Source organism: Acinetobacter sp. YH12097 (assembly GCF_013419225.1).
GTDB lineage: Bacteria > Pseudomonadota > Gammaproteobacteria > Pseudomonadales > Moraxellaceae > Acinetobacter > Acinetobacter amyesii.
This window is the reverse complement of record NZ_VPAN01000003.1, coordinates 1-24,016: the sequence shown is the minus strand read 5'-3', so window position 1 is coordinate 24,016 and position 24,016 is coordinate 1. Positions and strand designations below refer to the sequence as shown.

The window sequence follows — 24,016 nt, the reverse complement described above, 5'->3', positions numbered from 1 at the left end:
GCAATTACCCTAGAGTCAATAAAAACAAATGATTTGTTACTAAGAATAAACAAATACTCTCAGGAACAATACAAATACAACGATCTAAATTTGGTTAAGGCAGGGTTTTTATATTCATGACGTATAAACAAGATGAATATATCAAGCAGTACAATCATACTGCTCAAATTGCGAACACGATTCGCCATAGCCGCTATTTTTTAGTCAGTATTCTGATTATTTGCTTATATATTTTTTCGATATATCAAATTTTTTATAAATCGCCATCTTTATATTTCAATATTTGGTTTATTTTTACCGAAGTTTTTGTCAGTTTATGTTGGCTGATTAGCACCGTTTATTTTAAACCTGAACAATATTCACTGATGATTGCGCATCGTTGGCTACAGTTTCAGTGTTTTTCAGTCGGCACGCTGATTGCGAGCGGTATCTTTTTAATTTTTTACTATTTACCTGCGACCAATCAAAGCTTTGAACCGATTCAGGCCTTAACGCTCTCCGCCCTACTCTTGATCGTGACACAAACCTTTGGTTTGACCTATTTAACGCAAAAACTCAATTATTTTTGTTTGGCATTTATCCCGTCTATCGTGCCTTATCTGATTGCACAGTTCTTTTTCTTAGATGGTTCAAATCACTTATTTAGCCTGAGTATTAATTTTGGGCTCATTGTGATTCTAATGTGCGCCATGACGTCATATCGAATTCATCGTCGTGTATCGACTTTACATGCTAAAAATAACCTACTGGTCGATAGTGCCAAGCAACAAGTCAAATGGACTGATGAACTGTGTCAGCAGCTCCAAGATGAAGTCAACAAATCACGTGACATCGAATTACAACTACAGCTAGGTAACCAAATACTTGAACAGAAAGTCAAAGAGCGGACCTTCGACATTGAGCAAATGAACAAGGATTTAGAAAACCAACAAGCCAATTTAGTCCTTGCACATGAAATCGCCGGTTTACGCCCTTGGGATTGGAATATCAAAGATCGTAAAATCGTGGTCACCAACTATAAGCAAGAAAAAACCCTTAGACATTCGAAAGAGCATCAGCAACAGTTACAACATGTGATCCATCCTGATGATATCCCTCATTTTAAGTCGGCAATGATTCAACATCTACGTGGATTTAAAGACCGTTATGAGGCCACCTATCGGATTCAAAACAGTCAAGGAAAATGGAGTTGGGTACATGATATTGGACGGGTCATTCAACGCGATCCAGATAATCGTAAGCCATTGCGCATGGTCGGTATTCGTCGTGATATCCATCAAGAACGGACGTCTCAAGAACGTTTAAAACTTGCAGCCAGCGTACTCGAACAAGCCGCTGAAGGGATTTTCATTTTAAATGAAGAGCTGTGCTATATCGAAGTCAATCCGTTTTACGAACAATTAACTGGATTTAACTACGACCAAATTATTGGCAAACATCTATTTGATATCACAGCAAATTACAAATCAATTCAACGCAGTATGCACTACTCGATCATTAAACAAGTGCTGAAAATTGGTGAATACGATGGTGAATTACACGAAAAATTTCTTTCAGGTAAAGAACTGACACTGTGGATGCATATTAATGCCATTACCGATGATCAAAACCGCGTCACCCATTATATCGGGATTGTTTCAGACTTAACCGAACGTAAATTGCAAGAACAACGTTTATCTTATTTAGAAAACTATGACACCTTAACAGATTTACCTAACCGTTTTTATTACAACTATCAACTGCATCAATATTTAGTTTCACAGCAAGATTCGATTAAACAGTTGGCCGTTATTCGTTTAAACATCGACCGTTTCCGTCCATTAAATGAATATCTCAGCAACAATGGTGGTGACGAACTGTTACGCCAAGTCGCACAGCGTTTACGTCTAACCAATGCCGAAGCTCTGTTTGTAGCACACTTAAATGGCGATGATTTTGCGATAGTGTATGAAATTTCACACATTCGCCCTTCTGTGCAAGAGCATTGTGAACGCATCAATAAAGCCTTTAGCATTCCATTTAATATTTTTGGCCAAGATCATGTTATCACTTTATCGATGGGTGTCGCGTTCTACCCTGAGCATGGTCGTCAGTTGGATTATCTGAATAATTGTGCAGAACAAGCGCTGAGCGAAGCAAAAAATTTAGGTGGCAACACCACTCGTTATTATTCCAATGAAAATACCGCATTATTAGAGCAGGGGATCTTCTTGGAACGCGACTTGCGTAAAGCCATTCAAAATAATGAGTTGGTGGTGTATTACCAACCGAAGATTAATTTCCGTGATAAAAATATTTATGGTTTTGAAGCCTTGGTGCGTTGGAATCACCCTGAAAAAGGCTTAATACCACCAGGCTTATTTATTCCTCTAGCAGAACAAACCAGTTTAATTTCGGATATCGGGCGTTTTGTCCTGCAAAAAACCGCACAGCAAATTCGTTTTTGGAACAATTTGGGTTATCAAAATATTTGTGTATCTGTCAATATTGTCGCGCAGCAACTGCGCCGCGGACAATTGTTAAATGATCTTGATGAAGCGATTGATGCCAATCAAATTGATGGTGCTAGTCTGGAACTGGAAATTACTGAATCTTCTTTGGTCGAAAATCTAGATTCAGTACGTGAACTGTTAAACGAAATCAAAAAACGTAAAATCAATATTTCACTTGATGACTTTGGTACGGGCTATTCTTCTCTATCCTATCTAGCTGATTTTCCAATTGATATCTTAAAAATAGACCGCAGTTTTATCTCTAAAATTGATGAAAATAAACAATTGGCCATCGTTAGTGCCATGATTGCCATGGGTAAAGCGATGGGCATGACGGTAGTCGCTGAAGGGATTGAAACTGAACAGCAGTTACAGTATCTACAAGACTTAGAATGTGACATTGCTCAAGGCTATTTTTTCTCTAAGCCACTGCCACAAGAAGAGGCAACCGTGTTCCTTGAAAATAATATCTCTTCGCCTGCTTATACTTACTTAATATAAGTCACTATGCCTGAGCTATAAGATTGTCTGAAAAAGACGCGACTTCGACTGTCCCAACTGTGCAACTAATGTTATATTCAAGCGGATAAAGCAAGCATTTCAGCTTTATATTGGATAAACAAAACACAATCGAGATACAGATGGACGATCAATCTTTAAAACAGCAGGCTTTGTATTATCACGAATTTCCAACTCCGGGGAAAATCAGCGTTACACCAAGCAAACAATTGGTCAACCAACACGATTTAGCCCTCGCATACTCGCCAGGTGTCGCTGCACCTTGTTTAGAAATTGAACGCGACCCATCTACTGCTGCACTTTACACAGCGCGCGGTAATCTTGTTGCTGTAGTCAGTAACGGTACAGCCGTACTGGGCTTAGGTAACATTGGTCCTCTAGCGTCAAAACCTGTTATGGAAGGTAAAGGCGTTCTATTCAAAAAATTCGCTGGTGTTGATGTTTTTGACATTGAAATTGCTGAAAACGATCCAGACAAAATCGTAGATATCGTTGCAGCATTAGAACCAACTTTCGGTGGTATCAACCTTGAAGACATCAAGGCCCCAGAGTGTTTCTACATCGAGCAAAAACTTCGTGAACGCATGAATATTCCTGTGTTCCATGATGACCAACACGGTACATCGATCATTGTGGGTTCTGCATTACTGAATGCACTTCAACTCAATGGCAAAAAAATTGAAGAAATCAAAATTGTCGCTTCTGGCGCAGGTGCTGCTGCCCTTTCATGTTTGAACTTACTTTGCGCACTTGGCGTGAAAAAAGAAAACATCGTTGTGGCAGATTCACGCGGTTTATTGACGACTAAACGTGAAGGCTTGGATGAGTCGAAAAAGGCATACGTTCAAGACATCGAAGGCTCTCAGCTTGCTGATGTAATGGAAGGTGCGGACATGTTCCTCGGTCTTTCTGCAGCAGGTATTTTGACCAAAGAAATGGTTAAAGTCATGGCGAAAGATCCAATTATCTTTGCCCTTGCTAACCCAGACCCTGAAATTCTTCCTGAACATGCACATGAAGCACGTCCAGACGTGATTATGGCAACTGGTCGTTCAGACTATCCAAACCAAGTAAACAATGCCCTTTGCTTCCCTTATATCTTCCGTGGTGCACTAGATGTTGGCGCAACTACGATTAATGAAGAGATGAAGATTGCTTGTGTACATGCGATTGCTCGCATGGCGCATGTCGAAGCTGATGCTGCATCGTATGGTGAAAAATCTGCTTCATTTGGTCGTGATTACCTCATTCCGCGCCCATTAGATCAACGTTTGATTCTTGAAATTGCACCTGCAATTGCACAAGCAGCGATGGATTCAGGTGTTGCAACTCGTCCGATTCAAGACTTCTCTGCGTATCGTCAACGTTTGTCTGAGTTTGTTTATAACTCTGCGTTTATGATGAAACCAATTTTTGCGCAAGCAAAAACTGATCCAAAACGCATTGCCTATGCTGAAGGTGAAGATTTACGTGTACTTCGCGCAGTACAAATTGCAGTTGATGAAGGTTTAGCAAAACCAATTCTTGTAGGCCGTCCTGCAGTCATTGAAGCAAACATCAAAAAATTAGGTCTACGTCTTGAAGATGGCGTGAACATCACTATCGTCGATCAAGAGAAAAACCCTGAATACGATAAGTTTGCTGACGATTACTACAGCATCATGCAACGTAAAGGTGTAACACCTGAATACGCTCAGCGTGAAGCACGTCGTCGCTCTACCCTGATCGCTGCAATGCTGGTTCGTCATGGTGTGGCTGACGGTATGCTATGTGGTACTTATTCTAGCTATGACATTCACTTAGACTTCGTCAGCAATGTGATTGGGCTAAAAGAAGGCCGTAATAACTTCTTCACGCTGAATGCATTAATGCTTGAAGATCGTAACTTGTTTATTGCCGACACTTACATTAACCGTAACCCAACAGCTGAACAGCTTGCTGAAATGACTATTTTAGCGGCTGAAGAAGTCCGCCGTTTTGGTATTACGCCGCGTGTAGCATTGCTTTCTCACTCAAGTTTCGGTTCTGACCAAAATGATCCTAGCGCTCAAAAAATGCGTAAGGTTTATGATATTTTGTCAGAAATTGCACCTGAACTTGAGGTTGAAGGTGAAATGCATGGTGATGCCGCATTGGATGAAAATATTCGTCATTTCGCATACCCGAACTCACGTTTTAAAGGTTCTGCGAACTTGCTGATTATGCCTAATCTGGATGCAGCGAACATTTCGTTCAACTTGTTGAAATCAACTTCAGGTAGTAACGTGACGATTGGCCCAATTCTTTTGGGTGCTGCAAAACCCGTTCATATTTTAACGCCAACAGCGACAACTCGCCGTTTAGTGAATATGACTGCATTGACTGTTGCAGAGATTCAAGAAAACGAAAAATTAGCACTCTAATTTAGTTGACCTGAACACACTTTGTGACTTGAGAAAACCTCTGTTCTGTAGCATGATTGCTCTAAGAATAGAGGTTTTTTCATGCAAGTTTATTTAGTAGGCGGTGCAGTTCGAGATCACTTGCTCGGGCACCCCTATCACGAAAAAGATTATGTCGTTGTCGGTGCAACGCCGGAACAATTACTTGCTCAAGGTTATCAACCTGTGGGTAAAGATTTCCCTGTTTTTCTTCATCCAGAGACCAAAGACGAATATGCCTTAGCCCGTACAGAACGTAAGTCTGGACATGGGTATCATGGCTTTGAATTTTATACCGACGTCAATGTCACACTCGAACAAGATCTCATTCGACGTGACCTCACGATCAATGCGATTGCCATGGATGATGCTGGCCAAATTTATGATCCCTACCATGGTCAACAAGATTTAGAGCGACGCATCCTTCGCCATGTGTCTGATGCCTTCGTCGAAGATCCTTTGCGAGTTCTGCGGATTGCACGTTTTGCAGCACGTTATAAAGCTTTAGGTTTTAAAGTGGCTGAAGAAACACTTGCGCTGATGCAAGAGCTTGCCAAATCTGGCGAGCTTGAAGCCCTCACACCTGAACGCGTATGGAAGGAAACATCCCGTGCATTAATGGAAGACCATGCAGATGAATATTTTGAAGTCTTAAGAGCCTGTGGCGCTTTAAAAGTCTTATTCCCTGAAATTGATGCGTTATACGGTATTCCACAGCGTCCTGAATATCATCCTGAAATAGACTGTGGTATTCATACCATGATGTCATTGCAGCAAGCCTGTCGTGCCAATTATTCTTTGGATGTTCGTTTTGCTGTACTGGTACACGACTTGGGCAAAGCACTCACTCCAGTAGATGAGTTACCACGCCATATCATGCATGAAGAACGTGGGGTAAAACCGGTTACCGAAGTCTGTGACCGTATGCGTGTACCCACCAATACCAAGCAATTGGCCATTTCAGTATGTAAAGAGCATTTAAAATGCCATCAAGCCTTGAGTTTAAAACCGGGGACATTATGGCGTCTGTTACAACGTATGGATGTACTACGCCGTCCTGAACGCGTAGAGGCCTTTGTACAAGCCTGTGAATGTGATTCACGTGGTCGCTTAGGTTTAGAGGATCGTGCCTATCCGCAAGCTCAATACGTTTTAGATGCCATGCAGGTGGTTCGTAATATTAAGGCTGCCGATCTTCCACCTGATGTATCAGGGCCGGATATTGGTGAAATGCTGATTGAACGACGTATCCAAGCCATTGCCGCACTTAAAACAAGTCAATATGCAGTTGAAGCTTAATTAGAGCACCTTCGGGTGCTTTTTTAATTTTCCTTTTCTATTTTTTAAAAATTTAACTTCTGCAATAGAACACCTTACCCTTTCAAATATAGATAAGCTTTGAAAAATTTCAGCATTCACCTTTATGCACTTTTATCTATGCTCTAAGGAAAACCATCGAGCTGACAATATGCATCCCCAAATTCGTCCGTTACAACTCAAAGAAGATCTCCTCGACATTCATCAACTCACACTCCAATTGGGTTATGAAATACCACTAGAGCGACTCCAACAGCAATGGCAGTTGATTCATTTGGATAAGCATTATCAAACCGTGGTGATGACGGCTGATGACCGCGTCATTGGTTATGCAGGTTTTATCCAACAATACAGTTGGGAGTTTGAGGAAGAATTTATTCGGAGTCAGGCTTTTGTCATTGATGCCAGTTATCGCGGTCAAGGTTTAGGGCGACGCTTCATGCAAGCCATTGAGCAAAGCGCTCGGCGACAAGGTCTAAAACGTATTTTACTCAACAGTGGTAATCGTCCTGAACGCTATGCCGCACATGCTTTTTATCAAAATTTAGGGTTTGAAGCCTATAGTTTGGGTTTTACTAAATATTTAAATTGATCGGCCAATTTTACCATCAGCCGATCAAGACATTTTTTAAGAAATATCAGCTGGGAAACTAATGACTTTTTCAAGTTTTAACTGATTCGTTGCCACCATTAGCAATCGATCAATGCCTAAGGCTATACCTGCACACTCACTCATATACGGTAATGCAGCAAGCAAATATTCATCAATCGGCATCACATGCAAGCCAAGTTTAGCGCGCTCTGCATTATCCGCCTCAAAACGACGGCGTAAAACGTCTGCATCAATCAGTTCATCATAAGCATTTGCTAACTCTAAACCTTCGATATATAGCTCAAATCGTGCTGCAACCAATTCACCATCTTCGTCCACACGGGTTTTCGCCAAAGAAGCCATTTCCGGTGGAAAATCTGTAAGGAACACTGGCGTATCAAAACCGAGGCTCGGCTCAACATAATGCGAGAACAATAAATCGATATAGCCTAAACGGTCTTCACCCAGATCTAAGCTTAGCCCTACACGACGACAGCAATCTTTCAGATCTTGTAAAGAAGCTTGTAACGGGTTCAAATCCAAACGATCCATAAAGGCATGCTTATAGCTCAAAATAGTTGGACGAACTTCACCAAAGCGCTGTTTCAAAGTTTCATTCAATAAGTCCGTCACTTCAAACATCAAGTCTTTTAAGCTAAAACCCGGACGGTACCATTCCAACATGGTGAATTCACTGTTGTGTTTACGTCCATGTTCATCATCACGGAAAACTTTACAGATTTGGTAAATAGATCCACTGCCACTTGCCAACAGACGTTTCATGGCAAATTCAGGTGAAGTTTGCAAATAATGCGTTTGCTTTTGACCATTCACATGGCGCTGAGCCTGTACCGATGCTAAATGCACATCGGTGACACCGGCTTGAGAAAGCACAGGTGTTTCCACTTCTAGTACATCACGTGCCGCAAAAAACTGGCGAATTTGAGCATACATCGTGGCACGTGCACGAAGTGCAGTGAGTTCACAACTCGGTTGAAAGTTCATTTGACTCATGCTGCTGGGCCTCCATGTGCAGCCCATTCACGGCGTAAAGGATAGGTTTTACGTAAATAATCAAAGGCTTTTTGATCCACCTTGCCGTCTTTTAGGCAAGCACGTAAGTTGGCATCATCACGAGCGATGTCATAAATATCTTTTAAATAACGCTGTAATACCGTCTTAAAGTCAGCACCCGTAAAATACTGCTCACAGACGGGCAACTGACTTTCAAAAGCTTTATTTATCGGTTGCTTGAAAGTTTGACAAAATGCTTCATAGATCATCTGTGTGCCACGTGCTTTACCTTCCAAGCTATAGCCCGCAATATGTGGTGTCACCACGTAAATTAAATCTAACAACGCTGCTGAAATCTCTGGCTCATGCTCAAAAACGTCTAAGACCACTTTACGCTGTGTCTGTTGAATATCGGCAATTAAGGCAGCTTCTTCGACCACTGGCCCACGCGCGGAATTAATCAAGATCGCAGTTGGCTTCATAGCAGCAAGCGCAGCAGCATTGATTAAATGATAGGTTGGATGTTCACCCTCTTTGGTCAGTGGCACATGAATACTAATCGCATCTGCACTTTTTAACAGTTCTGCAAATTCAACTTGTTTCACCTGATCAGATTGCACAAATGGATCATAGCCAATGACATTCCAACCGAATAATTCTGCCATGACGGCTAAACGTGAACCAACATTACCTAAACCAACAATGCCCAAGGTAAATTTTTCATTTGCATTCAACAATTCAGGTTTAACATAAAGCAATGCCGTAATCACATATTCAGCAACCGCTTGTGCATTACAACCTGCGGCATTTGACCAAGCAATCCCCTGCTTTTCTAAAGCAGTAATATCTAAATGATCTGTTCCAATCGTAGCACTACCGACAAATTTGAGTGCGGTCTGTTGAATTAAGTCTGCATTTACCTGAGTCACCGATCGCACCAATAATGCATCGGCTTCTTTGACATCTTCATGGGTCAGTGTTCGACCTGCTGCTTGCTTTATTTCACCAAATTCGGCAAAAAAATACTCAGTAAATGCCAGATTTTCATCTGCAACGATTTTCATAGTTCATCTCATAGTTCCACTATAAACATGATAACGCGTTGCCCAAGCCATGACTATTCCTCTGCACATAAGGCACAGTGCCTTCAATCTACAATCTTGATGATTGAAAATTATATTAGCGACAATAATCTGACCGCTGATCTTCAATTAAAGACAAGGCCGCCTGCCAAGCCGCTTGAATAATGGGCTCGGCCATCGGATTTTCAAACTGCTGCAACGTATGTTCACAAACCTTCGGACTTGGATAATGCAATGTAGCACTCGACAATGCTTTTACTTGAATTTGACAAGCTCGTTCTAAAAAGTAAATTTCATGAAATACCCGTGCCACACTATCCCCAGTCGCAAGCAAACCGTGATTGCGTAAAATCATGCAGCGATAATCACCCATATCCTGCACCAACCTTTCACGCTCTTCAGTTGAAAAGGCTATGCCCTCATATTCATGATAAGCAATGTTCTGATAGAACTTTAACGCATGTTGCGAAATTGGCAATAAACCATGTTCCTGCGCAGAAACTGCCACGCCATCGGCAGTATGCGTATGAATCACGCAATTAATATTTGTACGTGCATGATGTAAGGCAGAATGAATCACAAAACCTGCGACATTCACCATCTTCCCCGCATCATAGGTTTCAACAATTTTACCTTCATGATCAATTTTGACCAAATCCGAAGCCGTCATTTTGTCAAAGGTCACACCATAGCGATTAATCAGAAAATGCTCAGGTTCATGACTTAAACGCAGGCTGATATGGGTATCAATTAAGTCGGTCATTTTATAATAAGCCACCAAGCGATACAGTGCCGCCAATTGACAACGCGCTTGCCATTCCAGTTCATGAATAAGCTCTGATTTTTGCATGGGTGAATTCCTTTTCCAAATCGATTGATCTTGTTTTCTGTTTATTGTGAATAATTAATAGCATGTCATATCCATGCTGTATATCAGCTTCGCCTGTCGAAAAAATAATTCAAAAATTTTAGGCAAAAAAAAACCCCAATGTAAAACATTGGGGTTTTTTGAATATGGCGGAAGCGGTGAGATTCGAACTCACGGAGGACTCGCGCCCTCGTCGGTTTTCAAGACCGGTGCATTAAACCGCTCTGCCACGCTTCCATGGCCGCTATCATATAAATAAAAATTCAGATTGGCAAATTATTTTGCCTTATTTTGAACACTTGGCTAATCGTTCATACAAAATTTAGGCGATTGTAAAATTTTGGCTTCGAGCTGAAAAATAGATGCTCAATCAATATGTATTGAATTGAGATCAAGGCAAATTGCATTGCCTAAATTTACGCACATAAAAAAACCCTGATGTTAAAAACATCAGGGTTTTTGAATTTGGCGGAAGCGGTGAGATTCGAACTCACGGAGGACTCGCGCCCTCGTCGGTTTTCAAGACCGGTGCATTAAACCGCTCTGCCACGCTTCCATGGCCGCCATCATATAAATAAATTTCAGCAATGGCAAATTATTTTGTAAAAAACACGTCTAATTGAACAAATTAAGAGCAGATTGTTATTTTTCAGTACTTTCGCCCATTTCATAACGAATTGAATTGATATACCAACATTTTTTTCCCAGCGGGGTCAGCACTTCGACCTCATCATCCACTTGCTTGGACAGGAGTGCTCGAGCCATAGGTGAATCAATCGAGATATGCTGCGGATGATGATCATAAATTTCATCCCCCCCCACGATCCTTAGCGTTTTTTGTTCACCGTCTTCATTTTCAATATCGACCCACGCCCCAAAATAGACTTTCCCTTTTTGTTCGGGTGAATAATCGATAATACGTAGCTCTTCCAAACGTTTTCCCAAGTAGCGTACACGTCGGTCAATTTTGCGTAATAATTGCTTATTATATTGATAATCCGCGTTTTCCGAACGGTCGCCAAGACTGGCCGCCCAGTTCACTTTTTTGGTAATTTCAGGTCGTTCTTCATGCCATAAATGTTGAAGTTCAGCGACCAATAAATCGTGTCCACCACGGGTAATTAAGTTAGATTTCATGATGATTTTTCGGCCTTGAGCAAGCGCTGATTTTTACAAAACATGCCTATTTTATCCTCCATTTCTACACAGGCAAAGTATATAAAATTTATTCGTAAACAAAATCAATTATTTATGTTACATATTTTAATATTTTTTCGTACAAAATTTGACAAGTATTTTTTTGCTTATTATTATGCGCACATCTTTTAGGCTTGTTTAATTTTTATCCAGTGTAGATTTTCTACACATTTCCCGAAAACCCCTAGTCATTTTTGAATGACGTCATGACTGCCCAACCCTTATTGAATTTATCAAACTTGAGAAAGTCTGAGGCGTGTTTGCCTTTGCTTTTTAGGGCATAAATTACTTGTAGCGGAGACAACATGCACAGTAGTTCAACTTCTGGGTCGAGGCTTTGCCTTAACTCTTTTAACTCTCTCCCATTTAAAGCGCTTGCACTTAGTACTGTCTTAATTCCTTTTCACAGTATTAATGCCAGCAAAACAGCTCATCAATATGATGCTGTCGTCAACAGTAATAAACTCACTGTTGTTGCCGTTGCCAATCCTGACATTGTTTTTCAGGATGGTAAACATCGACATGGTTTTGGTTACGACCTTGCACGTAACTATGCAGAAAGTTTAAATGTCCAATTAGATTTTAAAACAGTGAATGACAATGCCACTGCTTTAAAAATGGTTGCCAAAGGTCAAGCCAATTTTGCTATGACCACTGCCGAAATGAGTACTATTGAAGCCAAACACTTGACTTCATTTTCAGCCAGTTGTGGTGATACCGTTTCTTTGAAAAAAAATGGTTTAAACAGCAACTTGAACTGGGTATTTAAAAATGCAGATGATCCACTCAGCCAAACCGCGAGTGGCTTTATTTGCCGTGCCAAACAAAATGGCGCAATTGGACAGTTGGCTTCGTTCTACAACCGTAATGTAGTCAAACAAGATTCTTGGAATGTGATTCAACGTGATTTAAGTAAACGTATGCCAATCTATAAGGCAAGTTTTAAAAACACGGCCAAGCAATATGACCTAGACTGGCATTTATTGGCAGCGATTGGTTATCAAGAGTCTTACCTCAAACCTGACTCGGTATCCCCGACCGGTGTTCGTGGCATTATGATGCTGACCAACAGTACAGCAAAAGCAATGGGTGTGAGCAACCGTACAGATGCGACGCAAAGCATTCAGGGCGGTGCTAAGTACTATGACCAAATGCTAAATCGTTATAGCAACATTCCCTACCCAGATCGTAATTGGTATGCCTTAGTGGCTTATAACATGGGTCCTGGTGCTGTAAGTCAGATTCAAAAGCGCATTAAATCTCAGGGTAAAAACCCAAATAAGTGGGTGAATTTATATGCTTATCTAGACCGTAACAAGGCCAGCAATGGTCGTTATCGTCAAGCTGTGCAATATGTCACGCGTATTCGTGCGTATTTGGAACATATTAAAACCACACCACAACTGGTGAATATCTAATATGCGTCCACCTAACATTTACATGTGAGCGCACAAAAAAAAGCTTACCTTCGGGTAAGCTTTTTTCGTTTTAGACTTAAGCAGTTTGCTCAAGTACTTTTTTGAACAAATCTTTTTGCTCAGCACTTGGTTTTGCTGTTTGCAATGCCATCAATTGTGACATATCACCTTGTACTTTTATTTTGCCCGTCATAAACGCTTGCATCGCTGCAGCCATATCAAACTCAAGGAATACTTTACGTAAAGTTTCAGCATCCATGTTCAACGTTGTTTTCGCGTTTGAAGATAAACCTTTTTTAATTGCACCACCGTCTAATGACAATTCAGTATTGCCTGCAGCGTCAGCAACCACAAGGTTAATTGCAAGATTAGCCAATGCAGGTGGTAAGTTTAAATCACCAGCTTGAGCTGTCAGAGTTTCTACAGTTGAAAACCAATCATCAGTTAAAAAAGCAGGCATGATCTTTCCTCAATTTATTTTGTTCGTGTGTGTTGCCGTTCCGGACAACATCAGTACAAGCATATTTTGCTTGAGGTTTGTTATAGCATGATCATTTGTGAAAAGGCTAAAGTTTTTTGTACGCACCGTTCAATATTTAACTGTTTAATAACAAAATGAGAAAAATCATAAGCATAAAAAAGGCATTCCGTAGAATGCCTTTTGCATGATAAGGTTTTCGGCTTAATCTGCCATAAACCCTAAGTTCACCATATTAATGCGTTTGCTTTCTGAATCACCTTCTTCAGTTGAACAACTTTCGCTATTTTTAAAGTCAAATTCGCGTTGTTCATCTAGGGCTTCAAAGTCGAATAACTCACGGTCTGCCAGTTGTGAAGGTGATACATTTTGCAACGCACCAAAAATACTGTGTAAACGTTTTGGAAATTCTTTATCCCAAGTACGCAGCATGTCATTTAACATCGCACGTTGTAAGTTTTCCTGAGAACCACACAAGTTACATGGGATAATTGGGAACTTACGCATTTCTGCATACTTAATAATGTCTTTTTCTTCCACATAAGCCAGTGGACGAATCAAAATGTTCTTTTTATCAGAAGACAATAATTTCGGTGGCATGGCTTTTAAGCTACCGCCATGGAACAAGTTCAAGAAGAACGTCGCCAAAATATCATCACGATGATGACCTAAAGCCACTTTCGTCGCCCCAATTTCTTGAGCAAAGCCGTATAACGAACCACGACGTAAACGTGAGCATACTGCACAATACGTTTTACCTTCTGGGGTTAAACGTTTAGTAATGCTGTAGGTATCTTTTTCTAAGATGTAATACGGAATTTTGTTTTCTTCTAAATAACGTGGCAATACGTCTTCAGGGAAACCCGGTTGTTTTTGGTCAAGGTTGACCGCAACCACATCAAAATTAATCGGTGCAATACGCTTAAACTGCAACAAAATGTCGAGCAAGGTATAACTGTCTTTACCGCCTGAAATACAGACCATCACCTTGTCGCCCTCTTCGATCATTTTAAAATCACGAATGGCATGACCGACCTGACGGCGTAGCTTTTTCAATAAACGATAATACGCAGAGCTAGTTGGTAGTTCTGGTTTGAAATTAAATCCTTGTTCGGACTCAACTGGCGAGAACATAGACGAGTTAAACCTAAAAAAAAATACCGCGCAATTTTATCCGATTCGCAGACTTCTCGCATCAAAAGAATGTAATTTCCGAAAAAACTAAAAATACTGTCATGATCACGTCATCCTCAGCGCATTATTTTATACGGTCGAGTTCATTTTTTAGGCGAAACGCTTATCTTTTGGACTTTTCCACAGTTGTCCACAAAAGCTGTGGATAACTTTGTGGATTTTAAATGACTTGACAAGGTGAGCTGCCCTTATTTTAAGGCTTCTATTTAAATTGATCATTTTTTGATCAATTTATTATCCCTTACTTATCAATGCTTTAGATGTGTCAAGTTATGCTCATTAAAAAAAAATAAATATTTTTTTTGATTATTGAATCATCAAAATGACTTGATTTTTACAAAGTAAAGAAGAAATCAGCCCTCGAAGCCTTTTCATCTGATTTTTTTTTGATAAACTCTATTTTAACTGTTTGGGGACAGAATTTTTTTCTTCACAATAAAATGAAAAACAATACTTGGACTTTGGGGCTGTTATTAAGTGGAAGTGTGGCTATCAGTTTAGCTGCACCGAGCATTTTTGCCGGCCAAACGATCTATCAATTACGTGAAAGTAACGGCACAACGCTACTAACCAATAAACAAGGCCGCTATAGCAATCTGAAAGTCGAGAAAAAAACCTACTATCCGGACAGTAATATCCATAGTTATAGTAACTGGGGCTCAAATGAAGCGTCTGTGTTGCCAAGCTATAGCCGTAATAAAAATGCCTTTGACAATATTATTAAACAAGCCGCGGCCCAACATGGTGTTTCCGAAGGTCTGATCAAAGCGGTGATGCATACCGAATCTGGTTTTAACACCAATGCACGCTCACCAGTCGGTGCGCAAGGTTTAATGCAACTCATGCCTGCCACAGCACGTCGCTTCAATGTATCGAATGCCTACGATCCACATCAGAACATTATGGCTGGTGCGCGCTATTTATCTTGGCTACTGAAACGTTTTAATGGCAACACCTCACTTGCCTTAGCTGGTTATAACGCAGGTGAAGGCAATGTCGCAAAATATGGTGGCATCCCACCTTTTCGTGAAACTCAAGACTATGTCCGCCGTGTCACTAGCCGCTACAGCAACCTATATGCTGGTAGTTTAAGTGTCTCGGGTTCGAGCAGTTCAAATAGCACTTCTAATAGTGGTCGGATTATTGCCAGTTCGGACAATTACCATGCCGCTGCCCCTGCTGTTGCCAAGTCACCGGCACGTCAAATTATTCAAACGGACAATGGTAGTTTTACCGATGCACCTTCAGGTTCATTTGCGACAGCAAATGCTTCTGCCTCAGCGCGCATTTATCTCAATGAATGAAATCACTGATTTTGTAAAATTGCATCTGTTTTACTAATTTTTCCTTGAAATTTTAAGACTTTCACCTCATATTGAGTTTAATGATTTTTATTTGTAAATCAGATCATTTTTCTATAATAAGAGGATTTACCCAATGATGCGGATTGGTTTGTTCTTGCTGACCAACCTCGCGGTACTGGTTGTAGCTGGCATAATCTTGTCACTCTTCGGTGTCGGTAGTTACCACGGTGCAGGCGGCTTAAACTTAGGCAACTTGCTCGTTATCTGTTTTGTGTTCGGTATGGTGGGTTCGATGATCTCACTATTCATGTCAAAATGGATGGCGAAAAAAACCACGGGTACAGAGCTGATTGACCCTAATGCACCACGTAGCCAAGCTGAAGCATGGTTACTCAACGAAGTTGCGCAACTGGCACAACGTTCTGGTATCAAAATGCCAGAAGTGGGTATTTTCCCATCGTACCAGTCAAATGCCTTTGCAACAGGCTGGAACAAAAATGATGCTTTAGTGGCGGTTTCTACCGGTCTACTGGAGCGTATGAACAAAGATGAACTCCGTGCCGTACTCGCTCACGAAATTGGTCACGTAGCCAATGGTGACATGGTGACCCTTGCTTTGGTGCAAGGTGTAGTCAACGCCTTTGTCATGTTCTTTGCACGTGTAGCAGGTGACTTTATCGACCGTAATGTCTTCGGTCGTGAAGATGGTGAAGCACCGGGTATCGCATACTTCGTCATTACGATTGTATTAGATATTGTCTTTGGTATCGCAGCGTCTGCTATTGTGATGTGGTTCTCTCGCTACCGTGAATACCGTGCCGATGAAGCTGGTGCGCGTCTAGCAGGTAAACAAGCGATGATTTCTGCCCTATTACGTTTACAAGCAGAATCTGAAATGCCAGATCAAATGCCAAAAGAAATGAAAGCCTTTGCTATTTCTGCGGGTCAAGAACAAGGTTTCAGCTTAGCTGCATTGTTCCAAACACACCCAACGATTGAACAACGTGTTGCGGCTTTACAACAATTAGATTGCCCATAATTCAGCATCTGATGTAAGTCGTAAAAAAGCCTCCCTATGGAGGCTTTTTTTGAGTCTAATTTTTTCTCAGAGCGTTTACTGTTTTATCAATCACTTTTCAGTTGAACAGCCTTTCATTGCTAGCACTCAAGCCACAAATCTGTCCTATCTACAATACCCCATTGGCCTTTAACCATTGCCAAAGCAATGAACCGCCCATGTAAATTGCAAAGATAAACACCAATAAGAAAATCATCCCGAGTATATCTGGGATATGGATCCATAACCATGCAATCACAGGGTTACGCCAAAAAGCCGATTGCTGTTGTTTCTCTTCTAATTTTTCATGTAAAAACGGATGTACCACATGTTGATCTGTACTGATTTGATATTCTTCACGTATATGCGTGTGTACGACATCTAAAGCTTTACGGCTCGGACGAATAAACACATCGAAGATCGTCCCCGCGACAGGAATAAACCCCACGACAGCATCCATAACCGCGAGTTTCATCACACCATTTAATTTGGCTTGTGGTACGCCAATCTGTTTGGCCTTATAGACGGCATAGCAGGTCAAGACGAATCCTGCAATATCACCAGCGACCGGAATGGTACTCAACGCTGCATCTGCACCTACCCCTTGTCGGGTAAATGGAATCCGAACCACAGAGTCCATCATATTGGCAAACTTGGCGAGATCGCGTTCAAGGCGAATGACTTCTTGCTTTGACATTTTTTGTTTTAATGGTTCAGTCATGTTTTATCCAATAAAAACCGTGTAAATCACTGAGATTAAAACATATTAGAAGTCTTCTATCTGTAGCAAAATGCTAATCTCTATAAATTGAGCAATTGTGAAGCAATCATCAAATACACCACCACGCCGGTCGCATCACAAATCGAAGTCACCAAAGGTGCAGAAGCACTTGCAGGATCGAGCTTTAACTTGTTGAGTACAAAGGGCAAACTCATGCCAATTAAACAACCGAGCAATACGATACCCATCATACTTAAAGCCAAGACCAAGGCGACGGTTGCATCACCACGATAGTAGCCTAGAATTGATACAGCAATGGCCATGGTTCCACCGAGGCAAAGCGCGACGAGCGTCTCCCGTCCCAACAAATAAAACCAATCTCGAATTTTTACATCCCCAGTGGCAAGCGCTCGCACCATTAAGGTCGCAGACTGTGAACCCGCATTGCCTCCACTTCCGACCAGTAAGGGTAAGAAAAAAACCAAGACGATATGTGCTGCAATGATGTCTTCATAATAGGAAATACCTAAACCGGACAATAAACTGCCAAAGACCAATATCACCAACCAGAACACCCGCTTTTGGTACAATTTTAAAATCGGTGCTTTATTAATGCTCATACCTGGTTCAGTACTCACCGCACTGGCTTTTAAAAAGTCTTCAGTGGTTTCAGCCTGTACCACATCCATCGCATCATCATAGGTGACAATCCCCATCAAACGCTGAGCATGATCCACAATCGGCAAGGCCATAAAATCATATTCAGCCAATTTTCGAGCAATACTTTCTTGGTCTTCATCTATCCAGCCGGTCACCACATCTTTGGTCATCACCTGTTGAATTCGTGCATCACGGTCAGCCTGCAAAATTTGCCGCAGTGAAATCACCCCTTCTAATTGAGACTGATCATTGGTGACATAAATTAAATATAGGGTTTCACGGTCATGCGGTTCATGGCGCAAGGCCTCTATGGCTTGTTGCATGGTAAAGTCAGCAGGCATACTGACATAGTCTGAACTCATGATTGCACCTGCAGACTCTTCTGCATATGCAGATAATGCCTTTAGATGCTCTTGGGTATCTTGATCAAGTTGTTGGTAAATTCGATCTTGTTCTGCATCAGTTAAACTTTTATATAAATCCGTTGCATCATCAGAATGCATATCATCAAATAATTCAATTTGTAGACGCAGTGGATAACGCGAGATTAACTGTCGCTGTGACTCAAACGGGAAAAACTCAAATACCAAGCCTTGATGCGCTAAACCTGAAAGTAACTCAATTTGATCTTCAATTGGAAATTGCTGAATTAAACGGGCCTGATCAGCGTAATTCAGAGGCTGTAAAGCGAAAACTGCTGCTGCATAATTTTGTTGTTGCAGCAAAGCGGAAATTTCACGCTGTCTTTGTATTAAATCCGCCATTCAACTCACTCTTATTTTAATCTTTCTATGTAGTGCACATTTTGAAGGATAAACTGAAGAGTTTCAAATCTCTTCAATATGTTCTCGGTGAACGTTGTTTGCGAAAATTCTCTGTGCAAATTCTCTGTGCAAATTCCCTGTCGAAAGTTTGATGACATAAAAAAGCCACCGCGAAGTATTCAAGCTTTAACGGCGGCTTTTACTAGAGCAATACGCTGTGCGTGAATTATTTCTAAGTTTCAGACACCGGCTTGATTTTAAAAATAGATCGGACCATCACATACATAAACGGAATAAAAATCAGCACCAAGACTGTACCGAATATTACCCCACCGAGTACGCTTACCCCGATCTCTTGACGACTGGCTGCACCAGCACCAAAAGCAAGAACTAAAGGAACCACCCCTGCACCAAATGCTAAAGAAGTCATCAAAATAGGACGTAAACGTAGTGCTGCGCCTTCCATTGCAGCCTCGATCACATGTTTGCCTTTTTCTTGTGCCATCGCTGCAAACTCTACAATCAAGATCGCATTTTTACAGGACAGACCAATGGTCGTCAGCAAGGCAATTTGGAAGTAGATGTCATTTGGAAAACCAGTCATGTAGCTAAACAAAATATTACCGCCAATCCCGAGTGGAATCGCACTCATGACTGCGGTTGGAATGCTCCAACTTTCATATAGGGCGGCAAGACAAAGGAAAATAAATCCAATCGAGACCAAATACAGCCAAATCGCTTGATGACTTGATTTTTGCTCTTCAAAGGATAAACCACTCCATGCCACGTCCACACCAGGCACCTGATCGACTAAGGCTTTCACATCCTGCATGGCTTGTCCACTTGAGACATTTTTGGCTGTATCCGCTTCCATTTGTAATGCGGTATACCCCATAAAGCGATTGACGACTTCTGGACCGCCACTCCAACCAATGGTTGAAAAATTACTAAATGGAATCATTTCATTTTGGTCATTACGTACATGCCAATAAGCCAAATCTTCTGGTTTAGAACGGAATTCGGCATCTGCCTGCATCATGACGCGTTTAATACGTCCACGGTCAATGAAATCGTTGATATAACTCCCGCCCCATGCACTACTAATGGTGCTATTAATCGCATTTTGCGTTAAACCCATGGCCATCGCTTGTTTTTGATCAATATCAACTTTCAGTTCAGCTTTGTCTGGGTTAGAGCGTTTGTCTAAATTTTCGAAACTACTGTATTGTGCGGATTTCTGTTGCAAGCTTTTAAATTGCGCATCGAGATAAGCTCGACCTTCACCATTCATATCTCGCAGCCAAAACTCCAGACCATCGGTTTGACCAAGACCACTGACTGAAGACGGCATGCTGACATTGATTTGTGCATTGTTGAACTTTTTAAAATGTTTCATAGCACGCTCACGAATCGCTTGCGCTGAATTGTGTTGTCCTGAACGTTCATCCCAATGCTTCAGTGCAATAAAGCCTTGCCCTAAGTTTTGACCCGTACCAGAAAAATTTCGTCCATAACGAATCATCACCAAATCGACATTTTGCTTTTCTTCAGTCAAAAAGTACTGTCGAATTTGTTCACCAACCTCACGACTTTTAGACATCGGTGCACCTTCTTGTAATTTAAGTTGCACACTCAAAATGCCTTGGTCTTCACTTGGAATAAAACTGGTCGGCAAAGCACGATAAAACAAAGCAAATACCGTAATGAGCCCCGCAAACAAAACCACCGTCCATAAGCGATAACGAACCGTGGCTTGTGCAAGTGCTAGATATTTGGTTTTTAAAGTCTCTAATTTGGTGTTAAACCAAATCGCCCAGCGCTGTGGTTTCGGATTGGGTTTTAAAATTAAGGCACATAAGGCAGGGGTTAAAATCAGCGCAACCATCAGTGACAAGCCCATTGCAGCCACGAGTGTGATGGAAAATTGTCTATAGATCACGCCCGTTGAGCCACCAAAGAACGCCATGGGAATAAATACAGCGGTCAATACCAAAGTAATCCCGATTAATGCCCCGCTAATTTCATGCATCGACTCGATGGCCGCTTGTTTTGCTGTTAACTGTTGTTCATGCATTAAACGTTCGACGTTTTCCACCACAACAATCGCATCATCGACCAACAGACCGATGGCCAGTACCAATGCAAACAATGTGAGCGTATTAATGGTCATGCCCAAAGCATATAAAATCGCTAAAGTCCCAAGAATCACCACAGGCACCGTAATCGCAGGTATCAGCGTTGCTCGCCAATTTTGTAAGAAGATAAACATCACCAAAACCACCAGTAAAACGGCTTCGAATAACGTTTTCACCACTTCTTTAATCGATTCTTGTACAAATGGCGTGTTATCCCGTGGATAAACGATTTTATAACCGGCAGGTAATTGCTTCGCTAACTGTTCAATTTCTTGCTTAATTAAGGCAGAGGTTTCAAGTGCATTTGCACCAGAAGCCAATGAGATCCCCATCCCTGAAGATGGATAACCATTAATGGTATTCACCCCTGAATAATTTTCCGCACCCAATTCAACACGTGCAACGTCTTTTAAATAGACAAAACTGCCGTCTCGTGCAGATTTGACAATAATATTTTCAAATTCTTCAACTGACTTTAAACGTGAACCTGAAGTGACTTTTGCATTGAGATATTGATCCGATAAACTCGGCAATTCACCTACGGCGCCGGCGGCCACCTGCGTATTTTGTGATTCAACAGCCGCACGGATATCACTGGGCATAAGGCTATATTGCTTTAGCTTCAGTGGGTTGAGCCAAATGCGCATGGCAAATTGCGAACCAAAAACATCGACTTCACCGATGCCCTCAATTCGAGCAATGTCCTGTTCTAGATGCGTCATCATATAGTCACCAAGTTCGATATTCGAACTCTTGCCAGTCTCATCATAGAGGCCAATAACCATATGGGTATCACCCAAAGATTTATAGACATTTACCCCTTGGCGCTGCACATCTTCAGGCAGCCGATTGATTACCCCATTTATGGCATTTTGTACTTGTACTTGAGCGGTATCTGGGTCGGTACCATTTTCAAAACTGATACTGATCCGGCTTCGACCTGAAGAGTCGCTGCTTGAACTAAAATATAAAAGATGATCAATTCCTTTAATTTGTTGCTCAAGTACTTGTGTGACACTTTCCTCAACTGTTTCTGCTGACGCACCGCTATAACTTGCGCTGACGGTAATTCGTGGAGGTGCAATATCTGGATAGCGCTCTACGGGTAAATTGAGGACAGCAAATAGCCCGAGCGCCATGACGATGATCGCCAAGACACCTGCAAAAATTGGTCGATAAATAAAAAACTTAGACAGCATCAGTCCATGTCACTTTTCAATTAATGAAATAAAAAATGTAGATTGAATTTTTTCAAAAAATCTTATTGATAATCAATCACAATGAGCTTAATTACAAGCCTAGGCTACATAAAAACCTTGCTTCAAGCTGAATATGTAGAAAATATGGAGAGCTTCCACCTCAGCTATTTTAGTAAATTTATGTGACAAAACCGCCTCTGTCATGAAGCCTTAGCCACTGCCCTGCAATGTATGCCTGCAACATCATTCATTTATATAAAAAGATGCCGAGGCAGCCATGCAAAAACAATTAACAAAGCAGTTGAATATAGCGATAACAAGCAAAGTGAAATCCTCATGGGGCGTGTCTTCACTGCTCCTTTTTAGCGTTTTCGGTTTATCTGCATGTAATTCGGATGACGATAAAACCCATGTCACCAAGCCCCCTGTTTTGCCTGATACTGGTTTTGTCATTGTTGGGCATCGCGGTGCCAGTGCTTTGCGACCCGAGCATACCCTTGCCGCATATCAAAAAGCGATTGACGATGGTGCGGATTTTATCGAACCCGATTTAGTACCAACCAAGGATGGATATTTGGTTGCACGTCATGAAAGTGAAATTTCAGGGACAACCAATATCAGTAAGCTGTCACAATTTGCGGATCGAAAAACCACCAAAAAAATCGATGGTATCGACTATACAGGATGGTTTACAGAAGACTTTAATTTGAATGAACTGACTCAAAATGTAAAAGCACGTGAGCGTATTGCACAATATCGTCCTAATAACACTCAATATAATGATCAATACAGCATCCCGACGCTCGAACAGATCATTGAACTTGCAGATGCGCACTATAAAAAAACCGGGAAAATTGTTGGTTTATATATTGAAACCAAGCACCCAACTTTTTTTCAACAGCAAAATCTAGCCATGGAAGATCGTTTACTCACCACGCTTGCCAAATATAGTTATACACGTGATATCGCGCCTGTATATTTACAGTCCTTTGAAACCACCAATCTTAAATACTTACATGATCAACTCACGCAAAAGAAAACCCTCAAACATGGCAAAATTATTCAATTATTAGATAGCCCAACTGCCATACCGGGTGACTTACAGCAACAAAACTCACCTCAAAATTATGCAAGTTTAGCCACTGCAGATGGCCTAAAATCAGTGGCAAAATATGCAGATGGTGTAGGTCCAAGTAAAACCTATATTTTTTCAAACACTGAATTTAAACAAACCAGTTTTGTCAAAGATGCCCATGCTGCTGGTTTGAAAGTCCATCCTTATACACTCAGACCTGAAAATGGTTTTTTACCTGACTATTTAAAATGTAACTCAGTGGCGACCGAACGTTGTGATACCGGTGCAGCTAAAGAATTTGAAAACTTCTATAAAGCTGGTGTAGATGGTGTATTTGCCGATGATCCAGGACTGGCACGTAAAACCTTAACGCAACTGCAAAAGCCCTAATTTTCCTAAAATGAAAAAAGACGCCGAGGCGTCTTTTTTATTGTTCAACGGAAATCTTAAAGCGGGTTTGCCAAATATTCTGCGGCTGACTGCGTTGCCACTGGCTGAGGTGCTGGAGCT

General features: G+C 41.3%; 17 protein-coding genes and 2 tRNA genes. 8 read left to right on the top strand and 11 right to left on the bottom strand.

Translation table 11 applies throughout. The annotated features are described in order from the left end of the window. Window positions 1-116: 116 nt before the first annotated feature. The 4 genes from FTU37_RS02630 (at window position 117) to FTU37_RS02615 (ending at window position 7,340) form a co-directional block, all read left to right on the top strand. Entirely contained in the window at window positions 117-2,993 is a 2,877-nt protein-coding gene (locus tag FTU37_RS02630; protein WP_180123744.1) for an EAL domain-containing protein, read from the top strand. Window positions 2,994-3,133: 140 nt separating this feature from the next. After that, the gene (locus FTU37_RS02625) at window positions 3,134-5,413 is read left to right on the top strand and encodes an NADP-dependent malic enzyme (protein WP_180123743.1); all 2,280 of its coding nucleotides are present in this window, start codon (window positions 3,134-3,136) and stop codon (window positions 5,411-5,413) included. A gap of 81 nt (window positions 5,414-5,494) precedes the next feature. After that, entirely contained in the window at window positions 5,495-6,730 is a 1,236-nt protein-coding gene (locus FTU37_RS02620) for a multifunctional CCA addition/repair protein (protein WP_180113923.1), read from the top strand. Window positions 6,731-6,899: 169 nt separating this feature from the next. Continuing rightward, complete coding sequence (locus FTU37_RS02615) at window positions 6,900-7,340, top strand: GNAT family N-acetyltransferase (RefSeq protein ID WP_180123742.1); 441 nt, start codon at window positions 6,900-6,902, stop codon at window positions 7,338-7,340. A gap of 36 nt (window positions 7,341-7,376) precedes the next feature. Here the strand turns inward: FTU37_RS02615 and epmA are convergent, their stop codons facing one another. The 6 genes from epmA to greB all read right to left on the bottom strand — a co-directional run bounded on the left by epmA (window position 7,377) and on the right by greB (window position 11,441). After that, complete coding sequence (epmA, locus tag FTU37_RS02610; RefSeq protein ID WP_373683566.1) at window positions 7,377-8,345, bottom strand: EF-P lysine aminoacylase EpmA; 969 nt, start codon at window positions 8,343-8,345, stop codon at window positions 7,377-7,379. A gap of 5 nt (window positions 8,346-8,350) precedes the next feature. Beyond that, entirely contained in the window at window positions 8,351-9,418 is a 1,068-nt protein-coding gene (locus tag FTU37_RS02605) for a 4-phosphoerythronate dehydrogenase (protein ID WP_180123741.1), read from the bottom strand. 115 nt (window positions 9,419-9,533) lie between these two features. After that, complete coding sequence (locus FTU37_RS02600) at window positions 9,534-10,286, bottom strand: class II aldolase/adducin family protein (protein ID WP_180123740.1); 753 nt, start codon at window positions 10,284-10,286, stop codon at window positions 9,534-9,536. A gap of 165 nt (window positions 10,287-10,451) precedes the next feature. Further along, window positions 10,452-10,541 (bottom strand) — tRNA-Ser (locus FTU37_RS02595). Window positions 10,542-10,770: 229 nt separating this feature from the next. After that, window positions 10,771-10,860: transfer RNA gene (locus tag FTU37_RS02590), tRNA-Ser, on the bottom strand. Window positions 10,861-10,946: 86 nt separating this feature from the next. Then, window positions 10,947-11,441 carry a transcription elongation factor GreB gene (gene greB, locus FTU37_RS02585; RefSeq protein WP_180113919.1) on the bottom strand — a complete coding sequence of 165 codons (495 nt, stop codon included), beginning with the start codon at window positions 11,439-11,441 and terminating at the stop codon, window positions 10,947-10,949. Window positions 11,442-11,806: 365 nt separating this feature from the next. On the opposite strand from greB, the gene FTU37_RS02580 reads away from it, so the two are divergent. Further along, window positions 11,807-12,919, top strand: coding sequence for a transglycosylase SLT domain-containing protein (locus FTU37_RS02580; RefSeq protein ID WP_180116881.1), 1,113 nt, complete (start codon window positions 11,807-11,809; stop codon window positions 12,917-12,919). 76 nt (window positions 12,920-12,995) lie between these two features. Here FTU37_RS02580 and FTU37_RS02575 read toward each other — a convergent pair whose 3' ends face one another. Together FTU37_RS02575 and ttcA are read right to left on the bottom strand one after the other, a co-directional pair. After that, window positions 12,996-13,379 (bottom strand): SCP2 sterol-binding domain-containing protein, encoded by a 384-nt coding sequence (locus tag FTU37_RS02575; protein WP_180008384.1) that lies wholly within the window; start codon window positions 13,377-13,379, stop codon window positions 12,996-12,998. A gap of 222 nt (window positions 13,380-13,601) precedes the next feature. Further along, the gene (gene ttcA, locus FTU37_RS02570; RefSeq protein ID WP_180049072.1) at window positions 13,602-14,531 is read right to left on the bottom strand and encodes a tRNA 2-thiocytidine(32) synthetase TtcA; all 930 of its coding nucleotides are present in this window, start codon (window positions 14,529-14,531) and stop codon (window positions 13,602-13,604) included. Between the two features lie 500 nt (window positions 14,532-15,031). Between ttcA and FTU37_RS02565 the strand changes: the two genes are divergently transcribed. Beyond that, window positions 15,032-15,895, top strand: a complete 864-nt coding sequence (locus FTU37_RS02565) for a lytic transglycosylase domain-containing protein (RefSeq protein WP_180020710.1) — start codon at window positions 15,032-15,034, stop codon at window positions 15,893-15,895. 133 nt (window positions 15,896-16,028) lie between these two features. Beyond that, entirely contained in the window at window positions 16,029-16,934 is a 906-nt protein-coding gene (gene htpX / locus FTU37_RS02560; RefSeq protein ID WP_078190437.1) for a protease HtpX, read from the top strand. Between the two features lie 148 nt (window positions 16,935-17,082). On the opposite strand, the gene FTU37_RS02555 is transcribed toward htpX, so the two are convergent. The 3 genes from FTU37_RS02555 to FTU37_RS02545 all read right to left on the bottom strand — a co-directional run bounded on the left by FTU37_RS02555 (window position 17,083) and on the right by FTU37_RS02545 (window position 22,431). Continuing rightward, on the bottom strand, window positions 17,083-17,673 hold the full coding sequence (locus FTU37_RS02555; RefSeq protein WP_180026673.1) for a DUF4112 domain-containing protein: 591 nt from the start codon (window positions 17,671-17,673) through the stop codon (window positions 17,083-17,085). Window positions 17,674-17,753: 80 nt separating this feature from the next. Continuing rightward, window positions 17,754-19,097, bottom strand: a complete 1,344-nt coding sequence (gene mgtE / locus FTU37_RS02550; RefSeq protein ID WP_168378306.1) for a magnesium transporter — start codon at window positions 19,095-19,097, stop codon at window positions 17,754-17,756. Window positions 19,098-19,329: 232 nt separating this feature from the next. After that, window positions 19,330-22,431, bottom strand: a complete 3,102-nt coding sequence (locus tag FTU37_RS02545) for a multidrug efflux RND transporter permease subunit (protein WP_180123739.1) — start codon at window positions 22,429-22,431, stop codon at window positions 19,330-19,332. Between the two features lie 277 nt (window positions 22,432-22,708). Here FTU37_RS02545 and FTU37_RS02540 point away from each other — a divergent pair, with 277 nt between their 5' ends. Beyond that, entirely contained in the window at window positions 22,709-23,896 is a 1,188-nt protein-coding gene (locus tag FTU37_RS02540; RefSeq protein WP_180123738.1) for a glycerophosphodiester phosphodiesterase family protein, read from the top strand. The last annotated feature ends 120 nt before the right edge of the window (window positions 23,897-24,016 follow it).